The organism is Kaistia soli DSM 19436, assembly GCF_900129325.1.
GTDB classification, from domain to species: Bacteria; Pseudomonadota; Alphaproteobacteria; order Rhizobiales; family Kaistiaceae; genus Kaistia; species Kaistia soli.
Genome location: NZ_FQUP01000002.1, coordinates 737681 through 750492 on the forward strand (window position 1 = coordinate 737681; position 12812 = coordinate 750492).

The following is a 12812-nucleotide window of genomic DNA, read 5'->3' on the forward strand; positions in this document are numbered from 1 at the left end:
GATAGTTTCATCTTTGCCTATTGTGGCCCGGCAGCCGTTCCTTCGGATCTTCTGATGCGCTGGAATGTAGACCCGGTGCTGTGGGGTATCCTGGCGCTTGTCGGCCTTCTCGTCGCGCGCGGGCCATGTGCCGATCGGCGGGCTGGCGCGGCGGCACTGGCGCTCATGGTCTTTATCTTTGTCTCGCCGCTCTGCGCGCTGTCCTCTGCGCTCTTCTCGGCGCGCGTGCTGCACCATGTGCTGCTCATCGCGGCCGTCGCGCCGTTGCTCGCCATCGCTTTCCCATCGCGGGGCTGGCGATCGCCACCACTGTCGCTTCTGGTCGGGCTGCAAGCCGTCGTGCTGTGGGTCTGGCATATGCCTGCCGTGTATGAATGGGGCCTCGCCAGCATTCCGACCTATTGGATGATGCAGGTGACTTTGCTCGGAAGCGCCTGGCTGCTCTGGCGCGCCGTGTTCTCGGCCGAGACACCGGCCGGCGCGGCGCTCGTCGCGCTGGTGACGACGGTGGCGCAGATGGGCCTTCTCGCCGCGCTGATCGTCTTTGCGCCGCGCGCTCTTTATGCCGTTCACTTCGCCGGGGCGGCCGCCTGGGGGCTCGATCCGCTCACCGACCAGCAGTTGGCCGGCCTGCTGATGTGGGTCCCCGCGGCGCTGCCCTATCTTGGCGTCGGTCTGTGGCTGGCCTGGTCGAGCCTTGGACCCGCGGAACCGGCGTCATGAGGGCGGCGCTTCGATGACGACGCTGCTGAAATTCATTCATCTCGCCGCCATCGCCGTCTGGTCGGGCGGGCTCATCGTGTTGCCGTTCCTGTTCCGCCAGCGGGTCGGACTTGTTGCGGGTCCGGAGCTCTTCCGCCTGCACCGCTTCGTCCGTTTCATCTATGTCGGCATGGCCTCACCGGCCGCCTTCATCGCGATCGCCAGCGGCACGGCGCTGATCTTCCTGCAGACGACGTTTCTTGAGTGGTTCTCGCTGAAGATGGTGCTGGTGGCGCTGATGGTGATGCTGCACGTCGTCGCCGCGCTCACCCTCGCCCATCTCTTCGAGCCCGGCCGGAGCTTCGGCCGTGGCGCCTATCTGGCGCTCACAACGGCCTATCTCGTCCTCATCACGGCGATCATCTGGGTCGTGCTCGCCAAGCCGGTTATCGATTCCGACCAGTTTGCGGCGGCTCTCTTCACGCCTGGCGGGCTCGGTCAGTTCGTACGCGAGATCTTGGGCGAGACCAGAATTCCGATGCCATGATCGAAGACGAGTTTCCCGCCATGCCAACCCGCAAAGCCCGCCATAGCGGCGGCGAGCGCCGAGAGCGCGAGCCCGTGCGGCAGGACGGATTGCGGATAATCGAGGCGAATGCCCCAGTTGGCCGCGGTGATGGCGACGAGCGTCATGGCCGCGATCGCATGCGACCAGCTTGCTTCGCGCAGGCGGATACCGCGCACCAGCAGCAGTTCCCCGGTTCCCACGATACTCGCCGCGACGCCGGTCCAGAAGGTCACGCCGGCCGACCAGAGGCCGACCCGCCGCCAGAATACGTCGCCGGACCACCAATAGACGACGTCGATGCCGAGCGTCGCAATCACGAAGGCGATCGGAAAGTGAACCATCAGCACATGGATCGGATGGCCGACCAGGGCGATGGCCGATCCGGTATCAAGCTCGAACAATTCGAGCATGACCGGGTTCTTGCGGGCCGCAGCGGGGATTGTCTTCTTCAGGGCCATGCGGCGTTTTCCTTTCGACCGCTGCGGATGCGGTGGCGCGATCATAGCGCTTCATCGCCGCTCGTCCATGCCGTCACAGGAAAGGCCTCGGCCGGGTTGACGATGGCAACGCTTGCCGGTTGCGCCGGGCCGCGCTCGACGCTCGATCCCGCGGGTCCGGCCGCCAGCACCATCGCCACGCTATGGTGGGTTCTGCTCGTCGGCGCGGCGCTGCTGTTTCTGCTCGTCATGGTGCTCTTCGTCATCGTCATGATGCGGCCGGGCTGGGCGCGGAAGGTGTCGCCCGCGCGATGGATCGTGCTCGGCGGCCTTGTCCTGCCGGCGATCGTGCTGACGCCCCTCGTCGTCTATGCGCTGATGACGGGAGAGCGCCTGCTTCCACGTTCGGCGGATAACCCGCTGCGGATCGAGGCGGAGGCAGAGCAGTGGCATTGGAATTTCACGTATCCCTCGGCCGGTGGCGTCAAGACGGAGGGCGTGCTGCATCTGCCGGCAGGCCGGCCGATCGATGTGGTCGTCACCAGCCTCGACGTTATCCACGCCTTCTGGATTCCGCGTCTCGCCGGCAAGATCGACGCCATCCCCGGCCACGCCAATGTTCTGCGGATCGAGGCCGATCAGCCCGGAACCTATGAGGGCCTCTGCAACGAGTTCTGCGGCAAGGGCCATAGCGGCATGCGTTTCGATGTGATCGTGCACCCTGCGGCCGCCTATGATGCGGCGCTCGTCGCACCCGATCTTGCCGGAAGGATAGCCCGATGACCGACGCGATCGATCAGGGCGCTACGCCGCCCGCCGGTTCGGCACTGCGGCTTCACCGCGAACTCTCCGAGATTTGGCGGACAGGCCCAGGCCTCCAGCGGCTCGCGGCCGTCAATCATTCGATCCTCGGCATCCGGTTCATGGTCACGGCGCTTGCCTTCTTCGCGATCGGCGGCGTGCTCGGCATGCTGACGCGCGTCCAGCTCGCGACGCCGATGTCGGCTTTCATGGATGTCGGGACCTATAATCAGGTCTTCACGATGCATGGCTCGATCATGCTGTTCCTGTTCGCGATCCCCATGCTGGAGGGCATCGCCGTCTATCTGACGCCGAAGATCCTCGGCACGCGGGATTTCGCCTTTCCGCGCCTCACCGCCTATGGCTACTGGTGCTATCTGTTCGGCGGGACGATCCTGACGGTATCCCTGTTGGCCGGCGTGGCGCCGGATGGCGGCTGGTTCATGTACACGCCGCTGTCTTCCAACGTCTACACGCCCGGCATCAACGCCGATGTCTGGCTGCTCGGCGTCACTTTCGTCGAGATTTCCGCGCTGACGCTCGCGGTCGAGATTGCGGTCTCGACGTTGACCATGCGGGCACCGGGCATGTCGCTCGACCGGATGCCGGTGTTCGGCTGGTACATGCTCGTCACCGCCTTCATGATGATCCTGGCCTTCCCGCCGCTGATCCTTGGCTCGATCCTGCTCGAGTCGGAACGGGCCTTCGGCTTCGCCTTCTTCGACCCGACGCGCGGCGGCGATCCGCTGCTCTGGCAGCATCTGTTCTGGCTGTTCGGCCATCCCGACGTCTACATCATCTTCCTGCCGATGGCCGGGCTGCTCTCGACCATGATCCCGGTCCTCGCCGGCGTGCCGCTCGCCGGCTATCGCGCTATTATCGTCGCGATCATCGGCCTCGCCTTCATGAGCTTCGGCATCTGGGTGCACCACATGTTCACGGTGGGCATCCCGCATCTGGCGCTCGCCTTCTTCTCGGCCGGGTCGGCGATCGTCGCCGTGCCGACCGCCGTCCAGCTCTTCGCCTGGCTCGCGACGCTGGCGCAGGGCCGGCCGCGCTGGAACGTGCCGATGCTCTATGTCTTTGGCTTCTTCTCGACCTTCGTCATCGGCGGCCTGACGGGGGTCATGCTGGCGATCGTGCCGTTCGACTGGCAGGCGCACGACACCTATTTCGTGGTCGCGCATTTTCACTATGTGATCGCCGGAGCCGTCGCCTTCCCGCTCATTGCGGGACTCTACTACTGGCTGCCGTTGCTGACGGGACGCGTCGCGGTCTATCGCCTCTCCGTGCCGGCCTTCTGGCTGATCTATATCGGCTTCAACCTCACCTTCTTCCTGATGCACCTTGTCGGTCTGCTCGGCATGCCGAGGCGCATCAATACCTATCCAGACTTCGAGAGCTGGACCTTTCTCAACATGCTCTCCTCGGTCGGGGGCTTCATCATGACGATTGGCTTCGCGCTGGTCGTCGTCGATCTCATCGCGCAGATCCGTTACGGCCGGCGCATCCGCCGCGACCCCTGGCACGCCGCCACGCTCGAATGGGCGATGCCGATACCGCCGGCGCCCTACGCCTTCGCGTCGCTGCCCCACATCGAGGCGCGCGCCGACCGGATCAATGTCGGCACGCTCGCGCCGCAATTGGCACGCGGCGAAGGCTATCTCGGCGCGACGCGCAATGGCTGGCAGGAGACACTCGGCGTCCATATGACGTCCGGCGCGCCCGAGCAGTTGATCGTGCTGCCGCGGCCGACCTATCTGCCGCTATGGACGGCGATTGCCACCGCGGCGGCCGTCCTCACCATGTTGGCCAAACTCTATCCGCTGACGCTCGCGATGGCGGCCGTGACGGCCGGGCTGTTCGTGTTCGCAGCGCTGAACGCCGGGCTTGACCGCGACCATGGCCTGCTGCCCGTGGGGCGCGGCGTCAGCGTGCCTGTTCACACCGAATGTGCCCATCCGCCTGCCTGGTGGGCGCTGGTATTCACGCTCATTGCCGACGGTACGCTATTCACATCGCTTGTGTTCGGACTGCTGTTTCTCTGGGTCGCCGCGCCGAACTGGCCACCGGTCGCGGTGCCGGACACCGGCCTCGCGCTGTCGCTCGTCTGCATTCTCGCGCTCGCGGCGGCCGCGTTCTTCGCGCGCCGCGCGCTTGTTCGCCTCGTCGGCAGACAGGCGCCTCGACTGTTCATCGCACTCGCGGCCCTGGCTTTGCTGGTGGCCATCGGCGTTGCCGTCGTTCTGATCGGAGGCATCGTCCCGCGTCCGTCCGATCATGCGCTCGGGGCGACCGCGGCGGCGTTGCTGACCTTTCTCGCCCTCCACGCCGGCATCGGCCTCCTGTTCCTTCTCGTCGCCACGTTGCGCCTCGCCTCCGGCCGAGCCGGGCCGACACGGACCATCGATCTCCGACTCGCGCGCCTGTGGATCGACTACACGGCGATTACCGGCGCGCTGGCGGTCGGCCTAGTGCTGGCGCTGCCGGCTCTCGTCGCCCTGCTGGGAATGCGGCCATGAGCGCGGCTCTCCCCGGCAGGACGCATGCGCCGGAGGATCCGGCGCGCCCGTTCCCGATGCGCGATCTCTGGTGGCTGGTGCCGGGTTTTGCCCTGTGGTTCACCGCTCTCAGCACGGTCTATGCCCTCCACCATATCGGCTGCACATTCGGCTGGTCTGCCCGCACCATCCATCTTGGCCTCGCCGCAGCGCTCGCCATCCATCTCGCAGCCATCGGGATTCTCTGCCGCATCGAACTGAGGCGTGGCGCCAGCCGCGACTTTGGCCACACGGGTCGTTTCATGCATTGGGTCATTCTCGGCACCCTTCTGGCGGCGCTCGGAAAGGTCGTCCTCACGCTGGCGCCGGCGCTCTTCTTGTCGGTGTGCCTCTAGGCGGCGGTGATGCGCTGACGCGAATGTGCTGCCGGGCCAAGCGGCGGATTGCGGCAAGGAAAGGGCGGGGGCCTGACCATGAAATATTCCACACACGGCGTCGTCTGGTTGGTCGTCTACGCCCTGTTCATTCTCTTGCCGTTGCTGGCGCTTCTCACCGGATCGCTGCCGCCGCCGCGTGACTTCTGGACTGAATTCTCAGCAGCCCTCGGCTATTCCGGCCTTGCCGTCATGGGGCTGCAATTCGGCATCACGGCGCGATTCCGTTATGTGACGGAGCCGCTCGGCGAGGACGTCATCTATCATTTCCATCGCCGTATCTCACTGTTCGCCGTGGCGCTGGTGATCGTGCACCCGGCGATCATGCTGATCGTTCACCCGCAGCTGCTCGCCATGCCGACGGGCATCGACGCGATACCATGGGGCGCCGTCGCAGCCTTCATCTCGGTAGGCGCGCTTATTGTCCTCGTGATCACGGCGCTGTGGCGCGCCGAACTCCGCATCCCCTACGAATGGTGGCACTTCAGCCATATCGCGCTCGCGCTGATCGCAGTGACCGGGGGTCTGCTGCATATGGTGGGCTGGAGCTTCTATCTCGCCGACCCATGGAAGCGCGCGCTCTGGATCGGCCTTACGATTTTTTGGCTCGCGCTGCTTTTCTATGTGCGCATCATCAAGCCGCTCTTCATGCTCCGCCGTCCCTACAGGATTACGGAGGTGCGGCGCGAGCGCGGCGATACCACGACGCTGGTGATGCATCCGGACGGGCATGAAGGTTTTCGTTTCAGACCCGGGCAGTTCGGTTGGCTCACGGTGTGGGGAACACCCTTCAAGATTACCGGCCATCCGTTCTCCTTCTCGTCCAGCGCGGCGGCGACTGACGGCCGTGTCGAGATGTCGATCCGCAAGCTGGGTGATTTCACGGCTGGCATCCCGGACATCCCCGTCGGCAAGCGGGTCTATCTCGATGGGCCCTATGGCGCGTTCACGATCGGTCACCCGACCGACATGCATGTGCTGATCGCCGGCGGCGTCGGCGTCACGCCGATGATGAGCATGATCCGCACACTGGCGGACAAGGGCGACACGCGGCCGATCCTCCTGCTCTATGGCAGCAAGGACTGGGATCAGGTGACTTTTCGCGAGGAGCTGGAAGCGTTGCAGTCGAGGCTCGACTTGAAGGTCGTCCACGTGCTGGCCAATCCGCCCGCGGATTGGTTCGGCGAGAGCGGCCATGTCTCGGCGGACGTGTTGAAGCGCCATTTGCCCGAGCCTTATGCGGCGCATGAATATTTCATCTGCGGGCCGGGCGTGATGATGGATGCGATCGAGTCCGCGCTTTCCGAGCTCGGCGTGCCGATGTCGAAATACCATTCCGAACGCTACAGCTTCGTCTAGGGAGGACACCGATGCGCCGTCTGTTCGCTGATCGGCTGGTTCTGGCGACCGCTATCGTCGTCGTCCTCGGCTCTCTCCTGTTTGCGGTGCTGCGCATCACGAGTTGAGCGCGCCGGCCCGCCGATGCTGCCTGAATGTCAAAGGGCGCTCGCCCCTGTCACCTTGATCCATCTCATTCTCGGCTGGAGCTCACATATGCGCCTTTGTGTTGTCGTGGCGGCGATGGCCGCGAGCCTGCTTCTCGCCCCCGGTGGTGCAATGGCAGCCTCCAGCGACGGGACGGCAGCCACCGCTCCGCCGATCAACGAGCCCTGGACGGCACGCGGCAACGAGCCGAACTGGCAGTTGCGCATCGATACCGGGACGATGACCTTCCGGCCGATGGAAGGCGCCGCGATCAAGGCGCCCCTGCCGAAGCCGTCGCATGAGGGAGATGCGTGGATTTACAAGGTAGCGTCGGGCGACCTCTCGGTCTCGCTGAAGGCTGGCGTCTGCCGCGATACCATGACCGGCATGCCAAGCCCGGTCAGCGTCAGCATCGCCACTGGCGGCAAGACGCTCATCGGCTGCGGCGGCAATCCTTCGGATCTTCTGGCCGGCAAATGGCATGTGGTCGCGATCGGCGGCAAGACGGTTCCGAAAGACGTCACGGTGAACCTCGATTTCGATGTCGCCACGGGGCAGGTGTCCGGCTCGTCGGGCTGCAATCGCTATTTTGGCGGCTTTGCGCTCTCTGGCGAGGGTTTGACCTTCAAGCCCGGCATGGGCGCCTCAATGATGGCGTGCGAAGCGGCGGCGACCGCAACGGAGAAGGCGTTCCAGGCAGCGCTCGCCAAGGCGCAGCGCTTCGATATCGGCGCCGACGGTAGGCTCCAGCTCATTTCCAGCGATCAGGTGACCATCGAGGCGACGCGCGAGCCCAAGGGCTGAACCGGATCGCATCAATGCATCTGCAATGAATATGGCGGATCAAGAGACGTAGCCGGCCTGCCTCTACGTTTGCTGGCATCAATCGACAGATCGACTGGCCTTCAATGGTTGCTTTGGGAAGCCACCGCTGAGAGCCGCGCGATCGTGTGGGCGCTCAGACGACAACTTAACATTCGGGGACTTCAAACATGCTTTTCGATGGTGGTTTCACATTCAGCAATTTCCTTGCTGACGTTTTCGCGGTTTTCATCTTCATCCTGTGGTTCTGGCTGATGATCACCGTCATCAGTGATCTGTTCCGGCGCCACGACGTTCCGGGTTTCGGTAAGGTTATCTGGGTGATCGCGCTGCTGATCTTCCCTTATATCGGCATCTTTGCCTATCTGCTGACGCAGAGCCGCGGCATGGCCGAGCGCAACCAGGAGCGTGCCAAGCATGCTCAGGAGCAGCTCCGGCACATTGTCGGCTTCAGCGCCGCCGATGAGATCGACAAGCTCGGCAAGCTCAAGGCCGCCGGCTCGATCTCCGATGCCGAATATGGCCGCCTGCGCGCGCGGCTGGTCGAGTAGGCCGCCGAACTGGCACCCTGCACATGAGCACGGAGCCGCTGGAAACCGGCGGCTCCGCAATAGTGCGGGTGTAGGCGCGACCCTTTGCCGACGCCGAACTCTTCCGGCCTGCCTTTCGTTCTAGTCGAGCCAAGCCCTGACTTGCTTCTTCAGGAAGGCGAAATCGTCCGGGTTTCCCTGAGGGCTGCCGGCGAGATGACCCCAGATGCTGGGGATCGGATGGAGCGCGCCCGCGGCGAGATGCGGCAGCTCCGCGGCGTTATCGGCGACCGGGAAATAGAGATCGGTCCGTCCCGGCAGCAGCAGGACCCGTGCCTTGATCGTGTTGAGCGCGCGGACGAGGTCGCCGTCATAGAGTTCGTTGGCGCTGATGTCGGAATGAATCCAGGTGTTTGCTTGCGCGTAGAGATCGGCGGCAGCGCGGCGCGTGAAGCCCGGCTCCCACTGATGGTCGAGGAAATCATCGAGATCGCGGGTCCCCGGTGCACTGAGATGGAGCCCGGCGCGATACCAGTCCTGACTCATCGCCCAGCCGGCATAGATCCGCGCGAAGGCCTTGAGACCGCCCTTCGGTTCGGCGGAGAAGCGTCCGCCGCCAACATGTTCCGGCGCGGCCTCGAGCGCAGCGAGCAGCGAAAGCAGGAACACCTTGTTGTGTGCCGAGGTTCGCGCGCTGCCGCAAACGATGATCGCGCGGGCGACGGCATCGGGATACAGCGCGGCCCAGTGATAGGCCTGCTGCGCGCCCATCGAGAAACCATAGACGGCTGCGATCCGTTCGACCCCGAACTGTTCCACCAGCAGCCGGCGCTGCGCCCGCACGATGTCGGTGGTCGTGACCAGCGCGGGATAATCCGGTGTGTTTGAGGGGCTCGATGACAGCCCGTTGCCGAACATATCGGGTATCACAATGAACCAGCGGCACGGATCGAGCACGCCGTCGGCACCGATCAGCCATTCTACATCGGTGTGGTGAGCCGAATAGCTCGTCGGATAGACGATGACATTGTCCTTCGCTGGCGACAGGGTGCCGAAGCTCTTCCAGCTCAAAGTCGCGCCGGGCAGAGTCGCGCCCGACTGCAGCGTAAGGTCGCCAAGCGCAAAGCGGCCGGCTTCAGTGATCGGTATCATGCAAACTCCGGGAAAGCTGGAGCGTCGGTGCGCTCGCGGCGAGGGGAAGAGGCCGATCATCCAAGCAAGTTACGGTCCACGCCCGCAAGGGGCTTCAGCATTCTCTGCCGCGTCTACGAGAGGCAGAGCGGTCCGCCGGGTGCGGTGAGCACGATGGCGAGAACGCCGGCGCTGATCAGGCCGCCGCCGGCCAGCACGCGGCGGAGCGGCGTCGCGGTGACCTTGCGCAATCGGGAAAGACCGAGCGCCGAAAGGGTGACCGCCGGAACCGTGCCGAGCCCGAACCCGGCCATCAGCGTCACGCCGCCCGCGACCGATCCCGTCAACAACGAGTTCAGCAGTGCTGCATAGACCATGGCACAAGGCATGGCACCCCAGAGCACGCCGCTTGCGAGAAGCTGCGGATATCCCGCCAAAGCCAGGCTGCCCCGAAAAGCCCCGAGACGGCCGGCCAGGGGCAAGAACAGTCGGTCGAGGCCCGCCATGGCCGGAACGACGCCTGCGACGGATAGGCCCATCCAGACGATCGTCAGCCCTGCCGCCCATTGCATCAGCTGATGCGCGGACTGGAGGTTGACGCTGCCGTAGAGACCGGCGCCGAAGACGCCGAAGGCGGCGCCTGCTGCGACATAGCTCGCGATACGGCCGGCCTGCGCCGCCAGCGTCTGCAGCGTCGCCGCCAGGAGTGTGCTTCGACCGCCTCCGGCGAGCAGCAGGCCACAGGCGATCGGCCCGCACATGCCTGCACAATGCAGGCTCGAGGCAAAGCCCATCGCAAGGCCAGTCAAGAGAATGCCGAGCAGCACGGATCTATATTCCTATCGATAAGCCGGCTCATTAAATGCCATAGGCGTTGGTCAGGACCTGCGACCGATTGACCGGCTTGGCCGGAGGGCGCCGGCTTCCGCGACCATGCTGAGGGCTCCGGCCGGTCACCTTGATCTTGATCAAGGCGAGGGCACTGCCGCGCTGCAACGACATCACCTCGATGTGATTTGGATTCACGGCGTCGTGTGAGGGCTGGGGTGAAGAACAGCGGTTGGATTTTGGTGCTCGCGGTCGCCACCTTCGGGGCGCTTGTCGCGGCGGGCCTGGCGCAGGACGATCTGTTCCGCGCGCATATGTTCGTGCTGACGCTGACGCTTGGCGGCGGCACGCTTTATCTCCTGCGCACAGCCTCCTTCGAGCCGGCCGTTCCGGTCGATCCCGACGCATATCTCGACGGGCCGATCAGGGTCGGCACCGTGCTGACTGTGTTCTGGGGTGTGGTCGGCTTTCTCGTCGGCGTCATCGTGGCGCTGCAGATGGCCTACCCCGATCTCAACATCCAGCCCTGGTTCAATTTCGGACGGATGCGGCCGCTGCACACCTCGGCGGTTGTCTTCGCCTTCGGCGGTTCAGCGCTCCTGACGACGAGCCTCTATGTCGTCCAGCGGACGACGCGGGCGCGGCTGTTCGGCGGTGATCTCGCCTGGTTCGTGATGTGGGGCTACCAGCTCTTCATCGTCATGGCGGCGACCGGCTATCTGCTCGGCATCTCGCAGGGCCGCGAATATGCCGAGCCCGAGTGGTATGTCGACATCTGGCTGACCATCGTCTGGGTCGCGTATCTGGTGCTGTTCCTCGGCACGCTGGTGAAGCGCAAGGAACCGCATATCTACGTCGCCAACTGGTTCTACCTCGCCTTCATCGTGACCGTGGCGATGCTGCATGTGGTCAACAACCTGGCGGTGCCGGTCAGCTTCCTTGGCGTGAAGAGCTATTCAGCCTTCTCAGGGGTGCAGGATGCGCTGACGCAGTGGTGGTACGGCCACAACGCGGTCGGCTTTTTCCTGACCGCCGGCTTCCTCGGCATGATGTATTACTTCCTGCCGAAGCAGGCCGGCCGTCCGGTCTATTCCTATCGCCTGTCGATTATTCACTTCTGGGCGCTGATCTTCCTCTATATCTGGGCCGGTCCGCACCATCTTTACTACACGGCCCTTCCGGACTGGGCGCAGACCCTCGGCATGGTGTTCTCGATCATGCTGTGGATGCCGTCCTGGGGCGGCATGATCAACGGCCTGCTGACGCTGCGCGGCGCCTGGGACAAGATCCGGACCGACCCGATCATCCGCATGATGGTCGTTGCGGTGGCGTTCTACGGCATGTCGACCTTCGAGGGTCCGGTCATGTCGATCCGCGCAGTGAATGCGCTGTCGCATTACACGAACTGGACCATCGGTCACGTCCATTCCGGCGCCCTCGGCTGGGTCGGCATGATCTCGTTCGGCGCCGTCTACTTCCTGACGCCGCGGCTGTGGTACCGCGAACGGCTCTACTCGCTGCGCATGGTCAATTGGCACTTCTGGCTCGCAACCCTCGGTATCGTCATCTACGCCGCCGTCATGTGGGTCGCGGGCATCACGCAGGGCCTGATGTGGCGCGAGTACAACGACCAGGGCTTCCTCGTCTATTCCTTCGCGGAAGTCGTGGCCGCCATGCATCCCTACTACGTGCTGCGCGCGGTCGGCGGGATGCTCTACCTCGCGGGCGGCATCGTCATGGCGGTCAACGTCGCCCTCACGATCAAGGGCCATGTCCGCGTCGAACGGCCGCTCGTCCCTGCCGCGCCGCAAATGAAACTGGCAGCCTAGGAGCGCCCTGTGTCCATTCTAGACAGACACGACGTCATCGAACGCAACGTCACGTTGCTGCTGGTTCTCTCGCTGCTCGTCGTCTGCATCGGCGGCATCGTCGAGATCGCGCCGCTGTTCTTCTTCCAGAATACGATCGAGAAGGTCGATGGCATGCGGCCCTATACGCCGCTCGAACTCGCAGGGCGGAACATCTACGTCCGCGAAGGCTGCTATGTCTGCCATTCGCAGATGATCCGGCCCTTCCGCGACGAGGTCGAGCGCTACGGGCATTATTCGCTCGCCGCGGAATCGATGTACGATCATCCGTTCCAGTGGGGCTCCGCCCGCACCGGCCCGGACCTCGCCCGTGTCGGCGATCGCTACTCGAGCCAGTGGCAGGTCGACCATCTGAACGATCCGCGCGCCGTGGTGCCGGAATCGATCATGCCGCGTTATGGCTTCCTCGCCGAGACGCCGCTGGATACGCGGTTGATCGGCGCTGATCTCGTCGCCAATTCCCGCGTCGGCGTGCCCTACGACCAGGCGATGATCGACAATGCCAAGGCGGATCTCTTCGCGCAGGCCAACCCGGATGGTGACGCCGGGGGCCTCAGGAGCCGTTACGCAAAGGTCCGCGTCGAGGACTTCGATGGCGATCCGACCCGCGTGACCGAGATGGATGCTCTCGTCGCCTATCTGCAGGTGCTCGGCACGATGGTCGACTTCAGCAGCTATGACGAAAGCGCGAACAATCGCTGAGCG

Annotated in this window: 13 protein-coding genes; 10 read left to right on the forward strand and 3 right to left on the reverse strand. The window is 64.5% G+C overall.

The features are described 5' to 3' along the window. Positions 1–54: 54 nt before the first annotated feature. Both BUB39_RS12920 and BUB39_RS12925 read left to right on the forward strand, forming a co-directional pair. A complete protein-coding gene (locus BUB39_RS12920) occupies positions 55–723 on the forward strand; it encodes a cytochrome c oxidase assembly protein (protein ID WP_244540235.1) in 669 nt (222 codons plus the stop codon). A 13-nt stretch (positions 724–736) separates the two neighbouring features. Continuing rightward, positions 737–1249, forward strand: a complete 513-nt coding sequence (locus BUB39_RS12925) for a CopD family protein (protein WP_073053827.1) — start codon at positions 737–739, stop codon at positions 1247–1249. Here BUB39_RS12925 and BUB39_RS25775 read toward each other — a convergent pair. Next, positions 1201–1728, reverse strand: coding sequence for a DUF2231 domain-containing protein (locus BUB39_RS25775; RefSeq protein WP_073053829.1), 528 nt, complete (start codon positions 1726–1728; stop codon positions 1201–1203). The genes BUB39_RS12925 and BUB39_RS25775 overlap by 49 nt on opposite strands. A gap of 102 nt (positions 1729–1830) precedes the next feature. On the opposite strand from BUB39_RS25775, the gene coxB reads away from it, so the two are divergent. From coxB to BUB39_RS12960, 6 genes are all read left to right on the forward strand, one after another. Beyond that, positions 1831–2490 (forward strand): cytochrome c oxidase subunit II, encoded by a 660-nt coding sequence (gene coxB, locus BUB39_RS25780; RefSeq protein WP_073054258.1) that lies wholly within the window; start codon positions 1831–1833, stop codon positions 2488–2490. Then, positions 2487–5030, forward strand: coding sequence for a cytochrome c oxidase subunit I (locus BUB39_RS12940; RefSeq protein WP_073053831.1), 2544 nt, complete (start codon positions 2487–2489; stop codon positions 5028–5030). Before coxB ends, BUB39_RS12940 begins: the two co-directional genes overlap by 4 nt. Further along, the gene (locus BUB39_RS12945; protein WP_073053833.1) at positions 5027–5404 is read left to right on the forward strand and encodes a hypothetical protein; all 378 of its coding nucleotides are present in this window, start codon (positions 5027–5029) and stop codon (positions 5402–5404) included. The genes BUB39_RS12940 and BUB39_RS12945 overlap by 4 nt, the downstream gene beginning before the upstream one ends. Before the next feature lie 78 nt (positions 5405–5482). Next, positions 5483–6802, forward strand: a complete 1320-nt coding sequence (locus tag BUB39_RS12950; protein WP_073053835.1) for a ferredoxin reductase family protein — start codon at positions 5483–5485, stop codon at positions 6800–6802. Positions 6803–6997: 195 nt separating this feature from the next. Further along, the gene (locus BUB39_RS12955; protein WP_073053837.1) at positions 6998–7732 is read left to right on the forward strand and encodes an META domain-containing protein; all 735 of its coding nucleotides are present in this window, start codon (positions 6998–7000) and stop codon (positions 7730–7732) included. A gap of 188 nt (positions 7733–7920) precedes the next feature. Further along, positions 7921–8301 carry an SHOCT domain-containing protein gene (locus tag BUB39_RS12960; RefSeq protein ID WP_073053839.1) on the forward strand — a complete coding sequence of 127 codons (381 nt, stop codon included), beginning with the start codon at positions 7921–7923 and terminating at the stop codon, positions 8299–8301. Positions 8302–8421: 120 nt separating this feature from the next. Here BUB39_RS12960 and BUB39_RS12965 read toward each other — a convergent pair whose 3' ends face one another. Together BUB39_RS12965 and BUB39_RS12970 are read right to left on the reverse strand one after the other, a co-directional pair. Then, the gene (locus BUB39_RS12965; protein WP_073053841.1) at positions 8422–9432 is read right to left on the reverse strand and encodes an alpha/beta fold hydrolase; all 1011 of its coding nucleotides are present in this window, start codon (positions 9430–9432) and stop codon (positions 8422–8424) included. 113 nt (positions 9433–9545) lie between these two features. Continuing rightward, positions 9546–10238: a sulfite exporter TauE/SafE family protein gene (locus tag BUB39_RS12970; RefSeq protein WP_139251454.1), complete on the reverse strand. Its 693-nt coding sequence runs from the start codon at positions 10236–10238 to the stop codon at positions 9546–9548. 219 nt (positions 10239–10457) lie between these two features. Between BUB39_RS12970 and ccoN the strand changes: the two genes are divergently transcribed. Both ccoN and ccoO read left to right on the forward strand, forming a co-directional pair. Continuing rightward, on the forward strand, positions 10458–12068 hold the full coding sequence (gene ccoN, locus BUB39_RS12975; protein WP_073053843.1) for a cytochrome-c oxidase, cbb3-type subunit I: 1611 nt from the start codon (positions 10458–10460) through the stop codon (positions 12066–12068). A 9-nt stretch (positions 12069–12077) separates the two neighbouring features. Beyond that, complete coding sequence (gene ccoO, locus BUB39_RS12980; RefSeq protein ID WP_073053845.1) at positions 12078–12809, forward strand: cytochrome-c oxidase, cbb3-type subunit II; 732 nt, start codon at positions 12078–12080, stop codon at positions 12807–12809. Positions 12810–12812 lie beyond the last annotated feature (3 nt).

Coding starts and splice junctions, on each gene's coding strand:
- BUB39_RS12920 (WP_244540235.1), top strand. CDS start 55: ATGCGCTGGAATGTAGACCCGGTGCTGTGGGGTATCCTGGCGCTTGTC.
- BUB39_RS12925 (WP_073053827.1), top strand. CDS start 737: ATGACGACGCTGCTGAAATTCATTCATCTCGCCGCCATCGCCGTCTGG.
- BUB39_RS25775 (WP_073053829.1), bottom strand. CDS start 1,728: ATGGCCCTGAAGAAGACAATCCCCGCTGCGGCCCGCAAGAACCCGGTC.
- coxB (WP_073054258.1), top strand. CDS start 1,831: ATGGCAACGCTTGCCGGTTGCGCCGGGCCGCGCTCGACGCTCGATCCC.
- BUB39_RS12940 (WP_073053831.1), top strand. CDS start 2,487: ATGACCGACGCGATCGATCAGGGCGCTACGCCGCCCGCCGGTTCGGCA.
- BUB39_RS12945 (WP_073053833.1), top strand. CDS start 5,027: ATGAGCGCGGCTCTCCCCGGCAGGACGCATGCGCCGGAGGATCCGGCG.
- BUB39_RS12950 (WP_073053835.1), top strand. CDS start 5,483: ATGAAATATTCCACACACGGCGTCGTCTGGTTGGTCGTCTACGCCCTG.
- BUB39_RS12955 (WP_073053837.1), top strand. CDS start 6,998: ATGCGCCTTTGTGTTGTCGTGGCGGCGATGGCCGCGAGCCTGCTTCTC.
- BUB39_RS12960 (WP_073053839.1), top strand. CDS start 7,921: ATGCTTTTCGATGGTGGTTTCACATTCAGCAATTTCCTTGCTGACGTT.
- BUB39_RS12965 (WP_073053841.1), bottom strand. CDS start 9,432: ATGATACCGATCACTGAAGCCGGCCGCTTTGCGCTTGGCGACCTTACG.